Here is a 21344-nt window from a genome sequence, read left to right as displayed (position 1 = left end):
TAGCGTATATGCTTTTATTCATTTCTGTATGCCGTAAATGATTAACTTCATCAATGTTATCTTCCCAAATATGTCGGTGAATCATTTTCCTCTTGTTCTTACTTTGTGTACAGGAATCAAGGAGTGTGCAATCCTTACAAATGGCTGGATTTGATGCGTATTGTCTGTAACCATCCCTGGTCGTTGTGCGGTAAGGAAGTATTTGATCCTTCGGACAAATATAACAATCATAATATTCATCGTAGACATATTCATATTTTTTCATGAATTCATCTTTAGTGTGGGGTCTTGTGTAAGGCATAACAGGTCTAATTTCTTTGTCCATTAAATATTTCGCAACGGGTGGAGTTTTATATCCTGCGTCTCCAGCAAGAGCATTAGGCTTACCTACTTTTTCAATCAATTCATCTACAAGAGAATTTATTACCTGACTATCGTGTACATTTCCACCTGTCACTTGATTGGCAAGTATAAATCCCTTATTGTCACAAACTGTGTGAAAGGAATAGGCAAATTGTTTCTCTCGTTCATTCTTAACATAATAGCCCACTTTCAGGATCTGTTGTGCTTACTTTAATTTCTTTTATCTCCGCCTTTGTTTGAGGGGTTAAAGGCTTTTTTCCATGTACAATTCGATCTTCGTTTATCTCTTCTTCTAGTTGAGTTTGATAGCTTTTTGTTTCTGCTTTGACAGCTTCTTTTATAAACTTCCTCTTGTTTGCATTTGCTTTAACATGTGTAGAGTCTATAAAAACAACAGAAGGATCAACAAACCCTTTTTCTATCGCTTCATTAAGAATATGGTAGAAAATACCGAAGGTAGAAAAGTGGGGAATCTTTTTATTGAAGTCAAAGCCTAAAAACCAGCGATACGCAACGCTTGTATCAATTTCATCTATTGTTTTTCTCATTGATTTAATTCCGAATACATATTGAATAAAGACCATCTTTATTAACACAACTGGATCGATACTTGGACGACCATTATCCAAACAATACAAATCTTCAACTAAGTCATAAATAAAACTAAAATCAATAGCGGCTTCAAGCTTTCGAACAAGATGATTAGCAGGAACTACTTCATCAAGTGCAATCATCGATATTTGATAACGACCTTCCATTGATTGTTTCGATAACATATATTTGCACCCCTCAAACCAACTTTACTCTTTATTCGACAAAAAAAGCTTGTAGACCTGCCTGAAAATCAGACTTTGTCTACAAGCTGAAATCCCCTGAGATCAGGGGATTCTCCTTTAACATCTACCTTTTATCAACATTCGTTGTAACTATAATCATTACATAGATTTTGTAAACTCATTAAACCTCTCACTAACGTGTGCAGAAGGTTTAGCAGTTAATAAACTAACGATATACACAGCTAAAAGACTTGCTGAAAACGCGGGCACCATTTCATACAAGAAATCCGACAACCCTAATTTTGACCAGACAATAACGGTGATCGCTCCTGTAGCCATTCCTGCAAGCGCACCCCATTTTGTCATTCTTCTCCAATATAAGCTTAAAAGAATGACTGGACCAAATGATGCTCCAAAGCCAGCCCAAGCATAGCTAACTAACCCTAGAATCGTGTTGTTTTGAGTCCAAGCTAGGCATAAAGCTAAAATTGAAACAACTAATACAGATAATCGCCCCATGAAAACAAGCTCTTTGTCTGACGCTGACCTGCGGAAAAAGGTTTTATAGATATCTTCTGTCAATGAACTTGAAGTAACAAGCAACTGTGAAGAAATCGTGCTCATAACCGCTGCCAATATCGCAGAAATTAAAAAACCTGTAATGATTGGATGGAACAAGATATTTCCTAATTCAATAAAAATCGTTTCAGGGTCATTGATTTTCATACCTTCTTTCGAATAATACGCAATCCCCAGAAAACCTGTTAACATGGCACCAATCGTCGAAAAAACCATCCAATTCATCCCAATCCGACGGGCCCTCTTGATTTCTTTTACTGACGTAATCGCCATAAAGCGGACAATAATATGTGGTTGTCCAAAATAGCCCAGACCCCATGCAAACAAGGAAATGATGCCAAGTAAGCTAGTTCCTTTAAAGATATCGAGCAGATCGAGATCAATTGAGCGAATTTCAGATACCGCCTCTGTTGGACCGCCAATGTGAAACAATGTAACAATAGGTACTAATATTAAGGCAACAATCATAATGATCCCTTGAACAAAATCAGTCCAGCTAACAGCCAAAAATCCTCCAAATAAAGTATAGGCTATCGTTACCCCGCCGATAATCCACAATCCAGTATGGTAATCAAGATTTAAAATACTATTAAAAAGCACCCCTCCGGATACTATTCCAGATGAAACATAAAAGGTAAAAAAGATAATAATGATGATACCTGAAAACAAGCGAAGGATCTTCGTTGTATCATTAAAGCGGTTCTCTAAATAAGCTGGAATCGTAATGGAGTCATTCGCCATTTCCGTAAAAGTTCGCAAACGTGGTGCTACATAAAGCCAGTTAGCCCAAGCCCCCAATGTTAGACCGATAACAATCCATGAAGCAGATAAACCTGTGGCATACATTGCACCAGGCAAGCCCATCATGAGCCAGCCGCTCATATCAGATGCACCCGCACTTAATGCTGTGACTGCCGGACCGAGATTTCGTCCACCTAGCATATAATCTGATAGATTTGATGTACGTTTATAAGCATAATAACCGATTAACAGCATCCCAACCATATAAACACAAATCGATAATATCAGCTGTAAATTAACCATTTTATTCCCCCATCCACTGCTTTTTTTTCTATTTTTATATAAAATATTTTATAAATATACTATAAAAGTAGAATAATAGAAAGCAGATATTGATCTGCTTTCTATAAAAAATGGTTACAGCATTTCGCTTATTGTTTTTGCTTGCATATGGAGTGCTAAATAATCCGGACCTCCAGCCTTTGAATCTGTACCAGACATTTTGAAACCGCCGAATGGGTGATAGCCAACAATTGCTCCTGTGCAGTTTCGGTTAAAATATAAGTTTCCTACGTGGAATTCCTGTTTAGCACGTTCTATATGCTTTCTGTTTTTGGTAATCACCGCGCCTGTTAACCCATATTCTGTATTATTGGCAATTTTAAGAGCCTCATCAAAATCTTTTGCCTTGGCAAAAGCTAGCACCGGCCCAAAGATTTCCTCCTGCATAATTCGTGCATTTGGATCAAGATCGGCAAAGATTGTCGGCTCAATAAAGTAGCCTTTTGAATCATCACCGTTTCCCCCGCTCATTAAACGGCCTTCTTCTTTCCCAATCTGGATATAATCCATAATTTTATTAAATGAGCCTTGATCAATAACCGGCCCCATATAGGTTTCAACCTTTTCTGGATTGCCAGTAATTTTTTGCTCTGTAATTTCTACAACACGTTGTAAAACTTGATCATACACATCTTCATGTACAACAGCTCGAGATCCTGCAGAGCATTTTTGTCCGGCAAAACCAAACGCCGAAGTAAAAATAGCTTGTGCAGCAAGCTCTAAATCACAGTCTTTATCGACAACGACTGTATCTTTTCCGCCCATTTCAGCAATTACTTGTTTTAAATGCATTTGGCCTGGCTGAACCTTTGCAGCACGTTCAAATATGCGTGTTCCAACTTCACGTGAGCCTGTGAAGGTAATGATGCTTGTTTTTGGATGATCAACCAAATAGTCTCCAACTTCAGCACCACTTCCTGGAACAAAGTTTACAACCCCCTTAGGCAATCCTGCTTCTTCAAGCACTTCTACAAATAAAGCAGCGATTACTGGTGTTGCACTAGCTGGTTTTAAAACAACAGTATTTCCTGTCACAATCGGGGCAACTGTTGTGCCAGCCATAATTGCAAATAAGAAATTCCAAGGCGGGATGACAACCGTGACACCAGTAGGCGTGTAAATGTATTTATTGATTTCTCCTTCACGGCTATTAACCGGTTTCCCTTTTGCTAATTCGATCATTTGGCGGCCATAGTATTCCATAAAGTCAATCGCTTCAGCTGTATCAGCGTCTGCCTCATTCCAAGGCTTACCTGCTTCTTTCACTAACAGTGCAGAAAAATCATGTTTTTTACGGCGAACGATGGCTGCTGCTCTAAATAAGATGTTCGCTCTCTCTTCTGGATTCCAATAACGCCATTCCTCAAAAGCTTTTTCTGCTGCTTGGATCGCCATCTCAGCATGCTCCTTTGTTGCTTTGGAAACTGTTCCGACAACCTCTTCTTTTTTAGCAGGGTTATACGAAATAATTTTATTCTCTGTTGAAATTCTCTCACCATTTATGACAAGGGGATAATCTCTACCCATTAATTCGTTCACATTAGCCAGTGCTTTTTCAAAGGATATGCGATGTTCCTCAATACTAAAGTCTGTAAATGGTTCGTGTTTGTAAGCTGTTGTCATCATAATCGACTCCTTCTCATTTGGTTATTTTTTTGTCATTCCCTTTAGAGCAAACGCTATATTTGCTGGACGTTCTGCAAGCCTTCTCATAAAATAGCCATACCAGTCATTTCCATATGGGACATAGACTCGCATTTTATAACCTTCCTTAACTAGTTCCTTTTGTGTTGCTGTTCTCATCCCATATAGCATTTGAAACTCAAATTGAGAGGTTGAGATACCGTAATCCTTCGTCAATTTTTTCGTATACTCAATCATTGCATCATCATGTGTTGCAATGGCTGTATAGTTTCCATTTAATAAATTCATTTTTATAAGCTTTTTATAATTTTCATCAACATCTGCCTTTTCAGGAAATGCTACTTTTGCTGATTCCTTATAGGCCCCTTTTACTAGACGTAAAAATGGATGATATTGATTTAAATCCTGTAGGTCTTTTTCTGTCCGATACAAATAAGCTTGTAAAACCGTACTAACATAGTTGTAGCGCTGTTTAAAATCTTTGAAAATATCAAGTGTTTTTTGGCAGCGTTGTTCATCTTCCATATCGATCGTCACCATTATTTTGTACTTTTCAGCTGTTTCCAAGATTTTTGTCATATTTTCAAAGACAAGCTTTTCATCAATGTCTAAGCCTAAGGATGTCATTTTTAATGAGACCTGAGAATCTAAGCCTTGCGCTGCAATTGTTTCAATTGTTTGTATGCATTCCTCTGTACGTTCTCTTGCAATAGCTTCATTTGTAACAAACTCACCTAAATGGTCAACGGTAACCGAAAGTCCTTCTTCATTTAATTCTTTGATAAATTTTATGGAGCTAGGAAAGTCAAGACCACCCACTATCTTACCTGCAGCAATATTTCCTCCCCAATTTTGGGCTGCTTTATTTAACGCTTTATTTTTGGATAGGTATAAGAAAAAATCTCTAGTAAGTACCTGCACTGAAAACACCCCCAATAGGATCAAGCTAATAAAAATCTTCAACTTTTATACTTCATCATCATTTTACAATTGTGAACAAACTGTAACAATGTAACGGAAATACAAAGATTTGGCCTTGTCTTTGTGTATAAAACACAATTTGTTTTGTAAACGCTTTAAATCGCTAGAATATAAGATTTTTATTCCCCCTTTTAGATGGTCTATATAAGACTTGTTCCACAGTTCGAGGTGGGTTAAACTAATCGAGTTTATTCTATTATCTATAGGACTTTTCTTATCTTCTATATACTCGTTTTTTCCTATAAAGGCTTCCTATCGGACTTTTCTTCTGTTCTCTTACTCGATTCTGTCCTTTATTAGCTTTCTATCGGACTTGTCTCAAGATCTATACACAATAATCCTCGGACCTTATGGTCTATCTTCATAAATGACGAATTTATCTAAGAACTTGCTAATTTAGCTACAAACTTACTTGTTAATCTATGAAAATCAATGTATCAATTTTTCGATATCCCGCTTTTATGCACAAAAAGGATCCCACTAAAAATAGTAGAATCCATTTTTTCATTACGATTTTCATGTTTTTACTGGGTTCGAGCACATCTTTCCGATAATCATGGTCAGCATTACTTGAAAAGGCAAGGGAAACAACTCCATTGACTGCATCTGTGTGAACCACAAGAGTCGCATCTAATGCTTTTAGTCCCTCTACACTTGGTATCTCCACACGGTATTGGCTCCATCAGGAAAATGTTTAGTTGAGGTTGGTAAATCATAATTATATATAAAAAAATATGTAGTCTCTAATATGCAGGATTAAGTTCTATTAAATAATAGTTAAAGAAATAAGACTCCTCCATCGGAGAAGCCTTATTTCCAACATCTTTACTAATTATGATTGTTTAGCAAGGCGAATGACATTCCAAGAAAGTTTAGGCAATACTGCAGTTACTGCTCCATTTTCAAGAACAGCATTTCCATTTGAATGAGGAGCCACAGGTGTACCTTGAGCAGAATTGGTTTGTTTAAGATCATCATTCTCAAGAACAATATGCTCAATGACCTTATAACCTTCAAAATTACGAATATCGCACTCTAGATGTAAGCCATCTTGCAAGTCACGGTTTACTGCGAAAATGGTTAACTGCTCGTTTTCCTCATTATACACTGCTGTTGACTCTAGTAATGGAACATCTGTAAAGTCTTTACTATCATATTTTGGACTTGAAATAATCGGATTAAGCGCTGCCCCTCTGCCATAAACAGATGTATGCATAAATGGGTAGAAAATGGTTTGCTTCCATGCCGTTCCATTATCCTCAGTCATGATTGGTGCAATAACGTTTACTAGTTGAGCAAGGCAAGCAATTTTCACACGATCCGCATGCTTTAATAATGTAATTAGCATACAACCGACTAATAATGCATCCTCGAAGTTATAAATATCTTCTAATTGAGGAGGTGCAATACTCCATGGTTCAATTAACTTATCCTGTTCTCTGCTATGGTACCAAACATTCCATTCATCAAAAGAAAGATTAATATTCTTTTTGCCTCGCTTTTTCGCCTTAATATAGTCAGCAATCGAGATAACAGATTTTATAAAATCATCCATTTCAAGTGATAATGCTAAATAGTTAGAAATATCATTATCTTTGTTTCCATAGTATTGATGTAAAGAGATAAATTCAACATGATCATATGTATGATCTAAAACCGTTGCTTCCCAATCGGCAAACGTTGGCATGTTACGGTTTGAGCTTCCACATGCAACTAACTCAATGGTAGGATCAACCCACTTCATGACTTTTGCTGCCTCTTGTGCAATTCTTCCATATTCAGCGGCAGTCTTATGGCCAATTTGCCACGGTCCGTCCATTTCATTTCCTAGGCACCAAGTTTTAATTTTATATGGATCTTTGACACCGTGGGAGATACGTAGATCACTATAATATGAACCGCCAGGATGATTGCAATACTCTACTAGATTTCTAGCTGCATCAATTCCGCGAGTTCCTAAATTAACAGCCATATTTACTTCTGAATTAACGAGCTGTGCCCACTTCATAAACTCGTTCGTTCCGATTTCATTTGTTTCAGTTGTACGCCATGCAAGCTCTAAACGTCGCGGACGCTGATCCACTGGTCCTACTCCGTCTTCCCAGTTATATCCTGATACAAAATTTCCGCCAGGATAACGGATAAGCGGTACTTGAAGCTCCTTTACCATCTCAATAACATCTTGGCGAAAGCCATTTTCATCAGCCTGAGGATGTCCAGGTTCATAGACACCGCCGTACACGGCACGGCCTAAATGTTCGACAAACGATCCATAAATCCGCTTATCAATCTCAGAGACTTTAAAATCTTTCTCTACAATCATTTTTGCCTTTTTATTCATTTGTTTCTCCCCTCTATCTATCAAAATAGAATAATCAATCTTGAATAAGGATGAAGGCTTTTTGAGTAAAAAAGCTTCCATCCTTTTCACTCTCTTTTCTTATTTACCAGTATTCGCCTTAACCGTTTCTTGCGCTTGTTTTAAAGCATCTTCGGCAGATTGTGATTTCTGTCTCAGAACATTGTTAAATGTGTTTGTATTTAATTCGGTTATTACATCAGGATAAGATTCAGTAACATTGATATTTGGAATTTCATCTTTAATTTCCAGTAATGTATCAAAGATATCATTACCAAAATATTGATAAAACTTGTTATCTTCACGAACAGCAGGATCTTCCCAAACATCCCAGCGTGGCGGATCAAAACCTAAAACCTTCCATAACTGAATATTGGCTTCCTTCGAAAGCTTGGCGAAGGCTAAGAACTCTTTTGCAATTTCAGCATGCTTTGTTTGGTTCGTAACGACTGTACCTGTTCCACCCATACCAACGGAACGATTTCCGCCTTCTTCCCAAGCTGGCATAGGACGGATAACCATTTTACCCTTTAGATCTGGCATGTAATCCGTGAAACGGCCCATATACCATAACGGCATAGAAATGGAAGCAGCCTTTCCTTCATTCATATATGCATAAAACTCTTCAGCATGCACTTCTCCGCCTGGAGTAAGTTCAGCAATCTTATGCTTGTCAACCATATCACTTAAAAATTGCAGAGTTTTTATATTCGTTTCATTATCAAGCGTGATATTTCCCTCTTCATCAATAAAATCTGAGCCTTGCTGTGCAATCATCGACTGAAAATTAATCATATCTCCTGTTTGAACAGTCGTCATAACAGCATCCGTGTTGTCAACTACCTTTTTACCTGCTTCAACATAGTCATCCCATGTCTTAATCGTTTCAATATCAACGCCTGCAGCATCCATTATTTCTTTATTGTAGAACATGACAGTTGCTCCAACGTGTGTTGGCATCCCATAGTAGTTCCCATCTTTAGCATAAAGATTAAGACGTGATTCAATGAAATTAGCCTTTTCAGGTTCTACGTATTCATTCATTGGCAGTAATTGCGGTTCACCTTGCAGATAGTTAGGGAAACGGCCGACCTCTATATCGGCAATATCAGGCGCACCTTCACCAGATTGCAGGGCTAATAATAAATTGTTGTGCATTTGATCATAAGGAAATGTTTCAGCAACTAGCTTGATTGGCCGATCAGGATTTGCTTCATTCCATCGATTTGCTGCATCTTTAAAGAATTCCATGTGCAATTCAACAAATGTCCAAAATTTTAATTCAGTGGCATCCTCGATGTCCCCGCCAGTTACCTCAGATTCAGTTGCTTCTCCGCCAGCTGATTCTCCGCCGCCGCCCGAGCACGCCACCATCAGGGCAGTCATTAAACTTAAAAGTAAAGCTAACAAACTTTTCTTTTTCATGTTTTTTCCCCCTAATTTATTTTTAAAATTGCAGTGTTCATACCTTATTTAATACAGCAAATACTTCACCTCCTTTAAGAGGACTAGAATTAAAGGGTAAGTTTTGCGTTTACATTTTTTTGTAACTTAAACGTTTAAATGATTCATTTCCTTTAGTTGATAATGGCATAGGTCTCTCTGTTTTAGGATCTGACTGTTGTCTCTCGTCAAGCTGGGTAAAAATTTGTAGCGGCAGCCACATACAGCCCATTCCGATTGCACTTATTGTAAAAAATGGGATTACACCTGGATAACTAAGTGACACATATACAAGACAAGATACTATTGCACCTGATACGATCGTATATTGAATCTTAGTTAAGCCAATAATGATTGCATTTTTAAAATGCTTGAAGCAGGTGGCCTTATAGTGTACGAGCAAAGGAAAAGACCATATGACAAGAATCGTATAGAAAAAGATAATAAAATAAAACGCAAATGGTACAATAAAGACAATTTCGCTATGGTTATTAACAATCACTCGATAGTTTAAGAAAAGAATGATTCCCATTAGTGATAAGATCCAGCCCATTAAGTTTGCAGCCTTAAATTCTTGACGATAAATGTCTTTGAACGAGCTCCAAATTTTTACTTTATCACCCATTAGCCACTTTCTTACAATCCCAAGAACTGCAGCCGTAGCAGGGAAAATTCCGGCTACAAATAAGCCAAGGATTGAAAATAAAAACCATAGTACATTCAATATGACAAGACGTACCACCCAATGGAGTAAGTAATCTAGCTTTGTCACAATCCGGTTTCCGTTCATATTACTTACCACCTCTTTTTAAGCAAAAAATAAAATTATCCTTTTACTCCGCCAACCGTTAACCCTGCAACAAAGTAACGCTGGAAAAAGATAAACAAGATGATAATCGGTAAAATTGTCATAACTGAACCTGCGATTAAAATATCGTAGTTATTACCATAAGGAGTTAATAAAGTTGCCAGACCAATCGGTAATGTAAACATATCATTCGATCTTAAGACAATTAATGGCCATAAGAAGTTGTTCCAGCTTCCTAACCCTTGAAGAATCGCCATCGCTGCCATGGAAGGAGCCATAAGCGGCAACATAATTTTAAAGAAAATACCATATTCATTTGCACCATCGATTCTAGCCGCATCCATCAATTCTTTTGGCAAACCAAGTGCGTATTGTCTAAAAAAGAATACGGCTACAGGCGCAACGACTGCTGGAAGGATAACAGCTGTATAAGTATTGATCAAGTTAAAATTGATCATTAATTGAAATAATGGCAGCATCAGAATTTCGAATGGAACCATCAAAATAAAAAGCACGAATCCAAAAATAAGGTTTTTTCCCTTAAAATCATAGAGTGCCAATGCATAACCTACCATTGAAGAGAAGAATAACGATAGTACAATCGTTATTGCAGAAATCACCAAACTATTTGTAAACCAGCTCCAATAATTTCCTCCTTGTGTAAAGATATACAAGTAGTTATCAAGACTCATGGTACTAGGATCAAAGAATAGACTAATTCCGTTCCTCATTAATTCAGATGAAGGTCTAAAGGATGAAATTAATAGATTTAAAATAGGGAATAGAGCAATAAAGGAAATAATAACAAATCCAATATTTGTGGCCCAAATTAATACTTTTGAATTGTTCTTTTTCATTTATTGTCCCTCCTTTTTAAATGCTCCAGTAAGAATTAATTGGATAAAGCTAACAACAAAGATGATCAGCATCAAGATAACTCCAATTGCTGCACCAAATCCCATATCATTTTGTTGAATACCTTGTTGATATAAGTAACCGACAACACTCAAACCAATATTTCCTGGCGATCCAGCTTCCCAAAAAACAAAACTTTCTTCAAACATTCTAAATCCATGGATCACTGAAATAGTGACTACGAATATCGTAACTGGCTTTAGAAACGGAAGAGTGACATGATAGAATTTATTAAACGTTGTTGCTCCATCTATATCTGCAGCTTCATACAATTCCTTTGGGATGTTTTGAAGTCCTGCCAAGAAATAGAGAATATTTACCCCCATCCATTTCCAAGAACAAAGTAAAACCATTAAAAACATTGCAGACCATGCTTGATACCTCCAATCAATTGAATCAAATCCTAAAAAGTTCAGAATTTGGTTAGCTGCTGCAGTATCAGTTTCACCAAACATTAACCTAAAAACCATACCAGAAACAATTGTGGACGCTAATGCAGGTAAAAATAATGAGGCTCGGAAAAGTGTTTTTAATTTTACTAATTTAGAATCTAATAAAACAGCTAAAACAATTGGGAAAATGGTCAAGATAAGCACTGTTAAAATAACATAAGTTGTTGTATTTGAAAGCGCTTTATAAAAAGTCGGGTTAAATACTCTCGAGTAATTGTTTAACCCAATAAAAGTAACTTGACCCGGCAGTACCTTTTGGAAACTCATAATAATAGCTTGGATTGACGGAAATAAAGAAAAAATTAAAAATGAAAGAATGAAGGGAGAAACAAAAATATAGGGTACAACTTTTTTTGAATTTAAGAAACTAAGTAATTTATTCTGACTTTTAACCGGTGCTGCAAGTTCTTGGGATTTTATCCTTGACTCAGGTAACATAAAAAAACCTCCCCAGAAAATACGTATATAACGCTAAATTCTTTTAACATTGGCTATGAAATATGACAGTTTGATAGATCGAATTTATAAATTAAATCGATGAAATTCATTATTGCAATAAATATTGATAATTGAAGATCGCAACTTTTCCAATGATCGTTTAGCAAAGCAGCTTGTTATGAGAAGTCTAAACTTAGTTGTTAAGAGTTGAGGTAATGTGCAGTTGAATATTTTAGAACTACATGCTTTTCATTTCATATCAATTTGTTCGATTAGCATCTTACAAAATACTTGATAATAGATACACCTCCTTAATTTATTTTAGTCTTTAGGAATAACATAAAATGTTATTCCTAAAAATACAGTTGTCAACGCTTACATTTCAAATCAAAAAGTAAAGGATAAGCATACCAACTGGCCTGATTATTTGTACGAACGTATTTAGATATCTTTATCTCAAAAACTCGTACGTATATATTTCTATTGCCTATTATATGAGAGTGTTTTATCAGTTTCAATAGTTTTTTTAATTTTTTTAAAATTCAAAAATAATTGGACCCTTCTTTTTTCAATATCATCTATTACCATTTTAAGTAAGGTTTTTACCTAAACTATTATTGGTTTACCAATTTAGTAATATCCAATTCTTTTGTTGAGTTACGTATTACAAGACTTGGCTCAAATACAACTGAGTTGACTTGTTCAACCATTTTTGATGACTGACCATTTTTCTCTTTCAATAAATCTACAATCATATTTGCTGCTTTCTCACCCATTTTGCTTTTTGGATGACTGATAGTTGTTAGTTTTACCTCTGTAAGTATTCCCATAATAGAATCATCAAAGCCAATAAGAGATAGGTCTTCTGGAACACGGATATTTTTCTCTCGCAGAACATCTAGCAGACTAATCGCTAGTTCGTCATTATAACAAACAATAGCTGTTGGCTGTACACCGCGGTCTAAGGATAAGAGCTTTGTAAGTTCCTCAAGAGGCTTAGTAATTTTTTCACTTGAATTGTAGGTCACAATAAAATTAGGGTTAATAGAAAGTCCATTGTTGCGATGTGCTTTGATAAACCCCTTCATCCTTTTTACACCTTGAAGATCATCGGTTTTAAAGAATCCTGCTATATTTGTATGTCCCAATTTAATAAGGTGCTCAGTTTGGATAAAACCGCCTTTTTCATCATTCATCGTTATACTCAGAGGCTCTAATTCATCGTAATAAGCATTTACCATAATATAAGGTATATTTAAACGCTCAATATTTAGATAATAATTGATATTTGGGTTAGATATCGCACTTTTGGTAGGTTCGACAATTACGCCCTCAAAGGGTTCGGTTAATATTTTTTCTAGGACCCTTTTCTCATTCTCATGTTCATTATTTGTACTAAATAAACTAACATTGTAACCTTGTTTACTCAAATATGCTTCAGCACCGCTAATAATGGAAGGGAAAATATAATCTGAAATAAAAGTCGTAATAATAGCAATATTCCTTTGATTTACCCCACTTTTTAACCTTTCATCACTCGATCGGTCCGCACAAAATGTACCTGCGCCTTGCTCTCGATAAAGCCACCCTTTATTGACAAGTTCACCAATAGCGGCACGAACGGTATGACGACTAACACCGAACTGCTTCATTAATTCACTTTCAGAGGGTATTTTTTGAAATGGTTGAAAAGTCCCGTCAAGTATTCTAGATTTAATTTCTTTCTTTACAATGTCATATTTCGTTGTCATAAGCACACCTCTTACTGTACCAATAGGGTTTATTAATATAACTAAATAAAAAGAGTTTAGTCGTAAATATTTTCATAGAACTATTGCTTTAATATACCCTTGTACGTATATGTTTCGTAATCGTTACAAGGAGGGACAATCACCTATATCTAAATGATAACAATAAAAAATCCGTTTACATATAGATCAATGGTTTTCTCTTTGTTTTATCTTCTTATACGTAAGTGTTTGTTTATTACCTAATAATAGTATAAATTGTACGTATATTCAAACAATTTCGAGAAAACTGGACTTTTTATTATAAACATTTTCTGGTAAATCTATCTCCTAGCAGCTACTTAAGATATGAGCAAATAAAGAAGGTACAATTAGCAATGTAAAACCCCGTTCTGAATTAAGAGCGAGGTTAAATGAGTTGTTTCATTTTTAACAGAAAAGCAACTTTTTACTGAATGAAATACTTCAAAATAAAAAAAATAACTATTTATTCCTCATCTTCTCAGCAAGTTCATATAGGCGGTTGTGCTGCTGAATTCGATAGCGGCGTCCGTCCTTTTTCAGATACCCTAGTTCACAAAAATGTGCAAGAACGTGTAATAAGTGCCGATATGAAACACCTAAAAAATCACAGACCGTTACGTGTTTCTCCTTATAGACTTCTTCATCAGCGGTTTGCAAGATAAAATCCGCAAGCCGGTTTTCAAGGGGGAAGGCGAGACTTTGGGAATACTTTGCAGCCATTTGTGTTGCTTTTATGCTTAAGAATTTGGTTAGTTCACGCAGAAATGTTACATCTTCCAGCATTTGGGTGCGGTAGTGGTGAAAGGGCAGCGCAAAGCAAACCGTCTTAGTTGAACTTTGAATACCTTTTGTATAGTACACCTCATTCAATAATTCCATTTCTCCAATAAAATCATTCGCATTGATAAAATTAAGTAAGGAAACTTTCCCATTTTGATGTGTTACATAAATTTTCGCTTTTCCTTCTATGACATAAAATAAAAAATCCGGGCGCATACCTTCTTTAATAATCCATTCGTCACGTTTGTATTCATGAACTTGAATATTCTCCTCAATTGGAAAAGAAAATAAATGTGCAATAGAGTACTTATCCAAATAGTGTTGCCTTTTATCGTTTTTATAAATTTTCATAACCCACCTCAATAATATGAGATATCTCATATTATTGTATTTGACTCCATGATATCATGCAAACATTGGAGGGATACATAATGAACACGCAACGCTGGATGAGTAAACAGTTTTTTAGTTTTTATATGACATGGGGAATTTTCCTGCCTTATTGGTCTGGATGGATGATTCATACAAAAGGGATTTCGGTATCACAAGTTAGTTTAATTATGAGCTTAGGTTTGATTGCAAGAGGTTTTTCAACTTTCATTGCGTTTCCTTATTTATCTGGAAAATTTAGCAGTAAAACCTTATTAAATGGAATGGCAGTCGGGACACTCATTGCGATTTTGTTTTATATTCCAGCAAATTCCTTTGCTAGTTTAGTTGTGGTAACGTTGCTTTTACATTTTTTTTACCCTACATTAATGCCTGCTTTAGATAGTGCGGCAGGCTTCCTTGTTCAAAGTAAACAGTTAAAACATTACGGGAAAAGCCGTTCGTGGGGATCGATAGGATTTGTCGTTGCCGGAATGATCTTAACCTTTTTTACAGGGGCATTGGGAGATGAAGTAATTTTATGGGCACTGTTACTGGGGATATCGGTATTCATGTTTCTTGGTTTTATGCGTGCACCAGCTATTTTATCCAATAAACCCCAAATAGGCCGAACAAAAAAAGGCGGCATGCTGGAATTATTTCGGATAAAACACTTTGGTTTGGTGCTTGTTATAGTGATTTTACTTCAATCGGCACACGCCTCTTATTATAATTATGGCTATATCTTTTTACAGGAAATCCATGCACCGAAATACCTAATCGGCACGATTATTAACATTGCAGTCATCGCAGAAATCATCTTCTTCTTGATTGCAGATAAGAGCTTTCATAAATTTTCAGTCGGGTCCTTACTGACACTTGCGGCACTTGGTTCAACAGTACGTTGGATTTTAGTATTTTCCTTTCCAAATGTCATTGTTTTTTGTATCGCACAAACTTTGCATGCGTGCTCATTCGCAATGGGACATTACGCCTTTATGAAATACCTAATTAAACATATTCCTCCTGAGCAGATCCCGAAGGCACAAGGGATTTATTCAGCGCTGGCACTTAGCTGGAGCACCGCTGCGTTTACGATTTTTGGAGGTTATTTATACGAAATTGAGCCTAAATACGCCTTTCTTGGAATGATTATTTGTACCATTCCATCGATGCTGATTGCTCTTGTTTATCGAAGTATTGAACATAAAAAGGAGACCCCGGCTATGATGTTTAGTTCACCCGAGTTAAAGTAAATGTACCATAACCAAAAGGAGCAATTCTCAGTCAAGAATTGCTCCCTTTTCATATCGGAAATCCATTCATTTATAGATGTGCTACTTATTAATAACAATCGATAACTTATAATTTGCGTGCTCGTTTAAGTCTACCAAAAATTGATCTAATCGTTCATTAGATGGGAATTTGCATTCTAGAAGATAACAACCTTCTCCACTGATTTTATAGTTATTGATGATGTAATTTACTTGTGTTGTAATAAATGAGAGATATGGTTGATGATGAGTGCTTTTTGTAAAGATTGTGACAATTGCATGAATAGAATAACCCATTTTTGCTTGATTCACTTTAATCGTATATGCCTCAATTATGCCGCTATCCTCTAATTTTGCCACTCTTGCCGAGGCTGCTTGTCCTGTTAAATGGACTTTCTCTCCCAATTCTTTCATCGTAATCCGACTGTTCTTGGTGAGTTCATCCAGGATCCGTAAATCCGTATGATCTAACATTTATTCAACTCCTTTCATTTCTCAAGTAAAACCCCCAAAAGACTTGATTTTATCTATGTAAATGTTATTCGGTCATAGTATAAACTATGTGTAAATCAAAGAAAAGGAGTAATAATGATGAAAATACAACAAATTCGAAATGCTACACTCGTTGTCAATTATGCGGGCAAAAAGTTTTTGATAGATCCATTTTTAGCAGATAAAGGAACTTATCCACCTTTTCCGAACTCATTAAGACAAGATCAAAAAAATCCTTTAGCGAGCTTACCGACATCCGTTGACAATATTATAAATCATGTAGATGCTGTCATTGTCACTCATTTACATTTGGACCATTATGATAATGCTGCCAAAGAGGCATTGCCGAAGGATCTAAAAATGTTTGTACAAAATGAAGAAGATGCAAAAGTGGTTAGAAACGATGGTTTTCATGATGTTGAAGTTCTACAGGAAGAGACAGTATTTGAAGAAGTCAAGTTAATAAAAACAAAAGGCGAGCACGGAAGAGGAGAAATAGTAAAACTAGCTGGTGAAGTGTGTGGCGTTGTCTTTAAGCATCCAACTGAAAAAACTTTATACGTAGCAGGTGATACAGTTTGGTATGAAGCTGTCCAAGAAGTGATCGAAACACACAAAACTGAAATCATCGTTGTAAATGGCGGAGATAATCAATTCCTAGAAGGCGGTTCTCTCGTCATGGGAAAAGAAGATATCTATGAAGTATATAAGGCTGCCCCTATCGCAATTATTATTTCCGTTCATATGGAAGCTGTCAATCATTGGACATTATCAAGAGAAGAATTAAAAAGCTTTATTAATGAAAAAGGAATATCTTCTCAAGTATTAGTGCCGGATGATGGACAATCGTACTCTTTTTAATTGATAACAGACAGAAAAAGAAAACTTTCTGTCTGTTTTTATCAATATGATTACTAAGCATTATGATTTAAATTGAAATACCAGAAGATCCTTTTTTATTACATCACTTCAACGTTATCCAAGACCTTAATTATAAAAATTTTTCCGCTAACCTTTTTGCTAATTCATCATCTGACAAAGGATTTCGATGCGTATTTTCCAAATAAATATGTTTTTCTGTTTCCGGCATCAAATATTCTTTATACCATATAAAGAAATCAGGACTATCTCCTTGCATTCTTAGAAATTTCCTTAAAGCCTCTAATGAATAAATGGTGCTTTCTATATTTGTTAACCAATCTGCTCGATAGAAATTTTTCCATTTTCCATGTTCAGCTTGTTTTAACGCTTTCTGACCTTCCCTGTAATACCAGATGGACTGAGATGCCTGAACAAATGCCAGTGGGTGATTCTTTTTAGTAAAAGATAAATATGCATTACATAAAGAAATAAATCCTTTACATCCAGAAACATGTAATTCCACCTGTAAGATAAACTGATCAAAGAACCTCAGCTGATCAATTTTTGAAAGTTGAGAAGAAATGTTCTCGCATTCTTTCAATAAATCTTCCCAGCCTATTAAACCATCTTCACATTTTTCTTTAAACCATTTAACTTGTTCGGTAAAAGAGATGTCACCTGTTGCCCAAAATAGCTTTTGCAACGGAAGCTCCTTTTTACCTTGGAGCCAATGGCCAATTATTTTTTTAGCAGGATGGTGGTAAAACTCCTCACCTGCTTTGTCATCGGCATTTTGGCCATACTTAATTGTTTTTGTGAAAAAGCTTTTGTACAGGGTAATTAATTCTTTGTCATGACCTGAATACAGACGACTTATAAAGTCTTGTAAATGCTCTTCTACATCGATCGTTCCGTGACTCCATAATTTGCTTACAAGATCTAATGGATAGAGATGGGGACGGATATTTCCGCTATTCAGCAAAAGATAGGAGGATACACCCGCATCAAATGATTTTTCAACTTCTTCTTTTATCAGCTCCAGAGGTGATGGAAACATTGTAAAATGATTAGAAGCTTGGAGATCATGAAATGTGATATGATAATACATTCCATGTTCTCCGGTATCATCAGCCGTTGGCAAAGCAGGGATTCGGTAGTTTTCATTTCCTTGTCTCCGTGAAACCATCTTGCCGTATCCATTATCTGCCCAAACTTTGATTATGTCATCCGGGACTTGTATATGTCCTTCTTTATATAATTCAGCAATTTCACCATAAAGAGCTATGCAACAGACAGGGCGGTCAACAGCATCACAGACCATTTCATATTGCTTATGAACAACATTAGATATCAGAGCACCTCTTTTTTCAGGGGTATCAAATTCCGGATCATACAGCCAAAATGGGGCATCTCCTTGTCCACGAAAAGATAGGACCCAGACAATTTTCTCATTTTTTTGTTTCTGAATGGCTTCCTCCCATAGAGCTTCAAATAGATCAGGATGTTCTTTATAGCTAGGCTTTTTCCCTGCAAATGCGCGCAAAAACATTTCTGCCCCTAGTGGTTCTGCATGGTGATGGGTTAACCATAACCCCATTTCTGACGCTAAGTCTGCATGAATCCCATATCTCGGGAGATCTGTTCCAGGAATTACCATATTCCCGCCGCATCTTAATAAGGCTTCAAATACCGGATACCATATTTCTTTTGTTGGCGGATACTCTTCCTTCCAGCCTATTAAACACACCTCATCATTGACAAACCAGCCGCGGTATTTCACCTTTTGCTCAACTGAGTCAAATGGAATTGCAGGAATGTGAACTTCAGTCTTCTGTTTCACTTCTAAATCTGCCCAAAACCAAAAAGGATCAACTCCTAAAAATTGTTGGCTATAGTACAGCAAACCATAGATAATCCCTAAATCATCATATCCATTTATGGTTAATGACCATTTTCCATTGTTATCGGTAAACCGGAAACCGAAGGCTTCTGGCCTATCAGGACATTCATTCTTATTGTTTGCATATTGAATAGTAATCGTTGCCTCTTTTACAGTTTTTGTTCTCAGTTCTGGCTGATAACCAAATACTTTTTTATGATCTCTGATAATCATATCCAACACATGTTGTACTGGTTTTGTAATGTTTTCAGGTACAGAAATGATACATTGACGGTCAACTACTACATGTGAAACATCCTGCATGTTCTTCCTCCTATTTATCAGCTTTGATAGAATTATGATTTTTTCTACTACATTTATAAACATTAATTTTCGTCGGTTTACAGGTGTGGAAACGCATGCAGTAATTCCTGGACCTAAGCCCGGTATTTTTATATGAATGCATTTCTATATTTTATTGGAGTTTTTCAGAAGATTAAATTCAAAATTCAGATGTTTTATAATAAAAAACAGTGTAATACTCCACAAATAACAACAAATTTTGAGAAAAACAGCCATAAATAAAGACGCTTTACCTATTCTGGAAAAGCGCCTAAAAAGTTCTATACAGTTACAAAATAATTGGAAATGACTCCAATCCTCTAAAAAGTTCAGAATGTCTCCATTTTAATTCCATATCGGAACGAAGTGTCATGTCAGGAAAGTTTTGTATAAGATGTTGAAAAGCAACCTGACCTTCTAAACGGGCAAGAGGTGCACCTAAACAGAAATGGATCCCATTTCCAAAGGCTAGATGTTTATTGGGATGTCTTGTGATATCAAGCTTGTCAGGATTTATAAACTGATCGAGGTCACGGTTCGCAGCAGCTAAACCTAGAAATAAAAAATCCCCTTTCTTAATTTCCTGATTTCTAAACGTAAAATCTTCAACTGCATAACGAGATGTGGCAAATTCAATTGGATTGGTAAAGCGGAGAAACTCTTCTATAGCTGTTTTCATATACTCTGGATGGTCTTTTAATTTTTCTAATTGATCACGTTGCTGCAAAAGTGCCAGCATTCCATTTCCTATTAAATTCACGGTTGTTTCATGCCCAGCAACGATCAATAAAAATAACATAGATAACAGTTCTTTATGGGAAAGCATATCGCCATTCACTTCAGCTATAACTAACCCGCTAATAATGTCATCACTCGGATTCTTTTTTCTTTTCTCAATTATTTTTTCAAGATATTGAATAAATTCTTTAATAGATTCTTGATAGTTTGAAGCATTATCCCCATTTGAAACGTTTGTAATGGCATTTGACCATTCCCGGAATTGATGACGATCTTCTTTTGCAATACCCATCATTTCAGAAATAACGGTTACAGGAAGGGGAACTGCATAATCCTCCAATAGGTCAACATCTTTTTTCGTTTTCATTTCATTTATCAGTTCATTAGAGATTTGTTCGATCCTATCTTTGAGTCCTGCTATCATTTTAGGAGTAAATACTTTATGAACCAAAGTTCTTAGACGAGAATGGTCAGGCGGATCTTTAAATAACATGTTATTAACAATAAAATCCAATTCTTGCTGTTGATCTTGAGTTTGTTCTACATCAGAGCTTACTACATTGATAACATCTTTTGTCACTTTTTTGTCTTTTAAAAAAGTGAGGACATCTTGATAACGAGTAATCAACCACGCTTGTCGCTGATATTCTCCCAGGGTAATGATAAAGGGATGCACAGGATCATGCTTTCTATAATATGCCAATATTGGATAAGGATCATTTTGGTACTCTGATGAATACAAATCGAATGCCATTTTTTCCATGCGTCTCTCTCCTTTTTATTGATTACAATCATCAACTTCCCTTTCTAAACTAACTATTATCTCTCTTCATAATTACTAGATTTCAAAAATTGCATTTATCACCTCAAATAACTTTGAAGAGTCACCTAATTTTACCAAAATTTTCTATGTTTTTGTTCGGTTAATCTTTAACTTTTGATGAAATTCTTCAAACTTCTTTATTTCTATATTGAGTTAATCATAAATAAATGACC

16 protein-coding genes and 1 pseudogene are annotated in these 21344 nt (G+C 36.0%); 2 read left to right on the top strand and 15 right to left on the bottom strand.

Annotated elements, in window-relative coordinates; translation table 11 throughout:
- The 12 genes and pseudogenes from WQ54_RS34975 to yeiL form a co-directional block, all read right to left on the bottom strand.
- Positions 1-1139, bottom strand: a pseudogene (locus tag WQ54_RS34975) (IS1182 family transposase); the annotation flags it as partial.
- A 159-nt stretch (positions 1140-1298) separates the two neighbouring features.
- On the bottom strand, positions 1299-2762 hold the full coding sequence (putP, locus tag WQ54_RS26780) for a sodium/proline symporter PutP (RefSeq protein WP_046589063.1): 1464 nt from the start codon (positions 2760-2762) through the stop codon (positions 1299-1301).
- Between the two features lie 114 nt (positions 2763-2876).
- On the bottom strand, positions 2877-4424 hold the full coding sequence (gene pruA, locus WQ54_RS26775) for an L-glutamate gamma-semialdehyde dehydrogenase (RefSeq protein ID WP_046589061.1): 1548 nt from the start codon (positions 4422-4424) through the stop codon (positions 2877-2879).
- 24 nt (positions 4425-4448) lie between these two features.
- A complete protein-coding gene (locus WQ54_RS26770) occupies positions 4449-5366 on the bottom strand; it encodes a proline dehydrogenase family protein (protein ID WP_046589059.1) in 918 nt (305 codons plus the stop codon).
- 475 nt (positions 5367-5841) lie between these two features.
- Positions 5842-6093, bottom strand: coding sequence for a hypothetical protein (locus WQ54_RS26765; protein WP_046589056.1), 252 nt, complete (start codon positions 6091-6093; stop codon positions 5842-5844).
- A gap of 165 nt (positions 6094-6258) precedes the next feature.
- Complete coding sequence (locus WQ54_RS26760; RefSeq protein WP_046589122.1) at positions 6259-7767, bottom strand: alpha-N-arabinofuranosidase; 1509 nt, start codon at positions 7765-7767, stop codon at positions 6259-6261.
- A 99-nt stretch (positions 7768-7866) separates the two neighbouring features.
- Positions 7867-9210, bottom strand: coding sequence for an ABC transporter substrate-binding protein (locus WQ54_RS26755; RefSeq protein ID WP_046589054.1), 1344 nt, complete (start codon positions 9208-9210; stop codon positions 7867-7869).
- A 109-nt stretch (positions 9211-9319) separates the two neighbouring features.
- Positions 9320-10018 carry a YesL family protein gene (locus tag WQ54_RS26750; protein WP_084822341.1) on the bottom strand — a complete coding sequence of 233 codons (699 nt, stop codon included), beginning with the start codon at positions 10016-10018 and terminating at the stop codon, positions 9320-9322.
- 35 nt (positions 10019-10053) lie between these two features.
- On the bottom strand, positions 10054-10893 hold the full coding sequence (locus tag WQ54_RS26745) for a carbohydrate ABC transporter permease (RefSeq protein ID WP_046589052.1): 840 nt from the start codon (positions 10891-10893) through the stop codon (positions 10054-10056).
- Positions 10894-11841 carry a carbohydrate ABC transporter permease gene (locus WQ54_RS26740; RefSeq protein WP_046589050.1) on the bottom strand — a complete coding sequence of 316 codons (948 nt, stop codon included), beginning with the start codon at positions 11839-11841 and terminating at the stop codon, positions 10894-10896. It lies immediately after the preceding gene.
- A 614-nt stretch (positions 11842-12455) separates the two neighbouring features.
- A complete protein-coding gene (locus WQ54_RS26735; RefSeq protein WP_046589049.1) occupies positions 12456-13592 on the bottom strand; it encodes a GntR family transcriptional regulator in 1137 nt (378 codons plus the stop codon).
- Between the two features lie 480 nt (positions 13593-14072).
- Positions 14073-14744, bottom strand: a complete 672-nt coding sequence (gene yeiL / locus WQ54_RS26730) for a transcriptional regulator YeiL (protein ID WP_046589048.1) — start codon at positions 14742-14744, stop codon at positions 14073-14075.
- Between the two features lie 80 nt (positions 14745-14824).
- On the opposite strand from yeiL, the gene WQ54_RS26725 reads away from it, so the two are divergent.
- Complete coding sequence (locus tag WQ54_RS26725) at positions 14825-16018, top strand: MFS transporter (protein WP_046589047.1); 1194 nt, start codon at positions 14825-14827, stop codon at positions 16016-16018.
- Between the two features lie 81 nt (positions 16019-16099).
- Here WQ54_RS26725 and WQ54_RS26720 read toward each other — a convergent pair whose 3' ends face one another.
- Positions 16100-16510, bottom strand: coding sequence for an Lrp/AsnC family transcriptional regulator (locus WQ54_RS26720; RefSeq protein ID WP_046589045.1), 411 nt, complete (start codon positions 16508-16510; stop codon positions 16100-16102).
- Between the two features lie 117 nt (positions 16511-16627).
- Here WQ54_RS26720 and WQ54_RS26715 point away from each other — a divergent pair, with 117 nt between their 5' ends.
- Positions 16628-17389, top strand: coding sequence for an MBL fold metallo-hydrolase (locus tag WQ54_RS26715; protein ID WP_046589043.1), 762 nt, complete (start codon positions 16628-16630; stop codon positions 17387-17389).
- 130 nt (positions 17390-17519) lie between these two features.
- On the opposite strand, the gene WQ54_RS26710 is transcribed toward WQ54_RS26715, so the two are convergent.
- Together WQ54_RS26710 and WQ54_RS26705 are read right to left on the bottom strand one after the other, a co-directional pair.
- Positions 17520-19592, bottom strand: a complete 2073-nt coding sequence (locus WQ54_RS26710; protein WP_084822340.1) for a glycosyl hydrolase 115 family protein — start codon at positions 19590-19592, stop codon at positions 17520-17522.
- 307 nt (positions 19593-19899) lie between these two features.
- A complete protein-coding gene (locus WQ54_RS26705) occupies positions 19900-21111 on the bottom strand; it encodes a cytochrome P450 (protein ID WP_046589042.1) in 1212 nt (403 codons plus the stop codon).
- Positions 21112-21344: the final 233 nt, after the last annotated feature.

Origin of the sequence: Bacillus sp. SA1-12, from assembly GCF_000981385.1 — a bacterium.
Classification (GTDB): Bacteria; Bacillota; Bacilli; order Bacillales; family Bacillaceae; genus Metabacillus.
This window is presented reverse-complemented; position numbering and strand designations above follow the sequence as displayed.

Bases quoted from the DNA above. Each gene is read 5' to 3' on its own strand.
- putP (WP_046589063.1), bottom strand. From the start codon at position 2,762: ATGGTTAATTTACAGCTGATATTATCGATTTGTGTTTATATGGTTGGG.
- pruA (WP_046589061.1), bottom strand. From the start codon at position 4,424: ATGACAACAGCTTACAAACACGAACCATTTACAGACTTTAGTATTGAG.
- WQ54_RS26760 (WP_046589122.1), bottom strand. From the start codon at position 7,767: ATGAATAAAAAGGCAAAAATGATTGTAGAGAAAGATTTTAAAGTCTCT.
- WQ54_RS26755 (WP_046589054.1), bottom strand. From the start codon at position 9,210: ATGAAAAAGAAAAGTTTGTTAGCTTTACTTTTAAGTTTAATGACTGCC.
- WQ54_RS26750 (WP_084822341.1), bottom strand. From the start codon at position 10,018: ATGAACGGAAACCGGATTGTGACAAAGCTAGATTACTTACTCCATTGG.
- WQ54_RS26745 (WP_046589052.1), bottom strand. From the start codon at position 10,893: ATGAAAAAGAACAATTCAAAAGTATTAATTTGGGCCACAAATATTGGA.
- WQ54_RS26740 (WP_046589050.1), bottom strand. From the start codon at position 11,841: ATGTTACCTGAGTCAAGGATAAAATCCCAAGAACTTGCAGCACCGGTT.
- WQ54_RS26735 (WP_046589049.1), bottom strand. From the start codon at position 13,592: ATGACAACGAAATATGACATTGTAAAGAAAGAAATTAAATCTAGAATA.
- yeiL (WP_046589048.1), bottom strand. From the start codon at position 14,744: ATGAAAATTTATAAAAACGATAAAAGGCAACACTATTTGGATAAGTAC.
- WQ54_RS26725 (WP_046589047.1), top strand. From the start codon at position 14,825: ATGAACACGCAACGCTGGATGAGTAAACAGTTTTTTAGTTTTTATATG.
- WQ54_RS26720 (WP_046589045.1), bottom strand. From the start codon at position 16,510: ATGTTAGATCATACGGATTTACGGATCCTGGATGAACTCACCAAGAAC.
- WQ54_RS26715 (WP_046589043.1), top strand. From the start codon at position 16,628: ATGAAAATACAACAAATTCGAAATGCTACACTCGTTGTCAATTATGCG.
- WQ54_RS26710 (WP_084822340.1), bottom strand. From the start codon at position 19,592: ATGCAGGATGTTTCACATGTAGTAGTTGACCGTCAATGTATCATTTCT.
- WQ54_RS26705 (WP_046589042.1), bottom strand. From the start codon at position 21,111: ATGGAAAAAATGGCATTCGATTTGTATTCATCAGAGTACCAAAATGAT.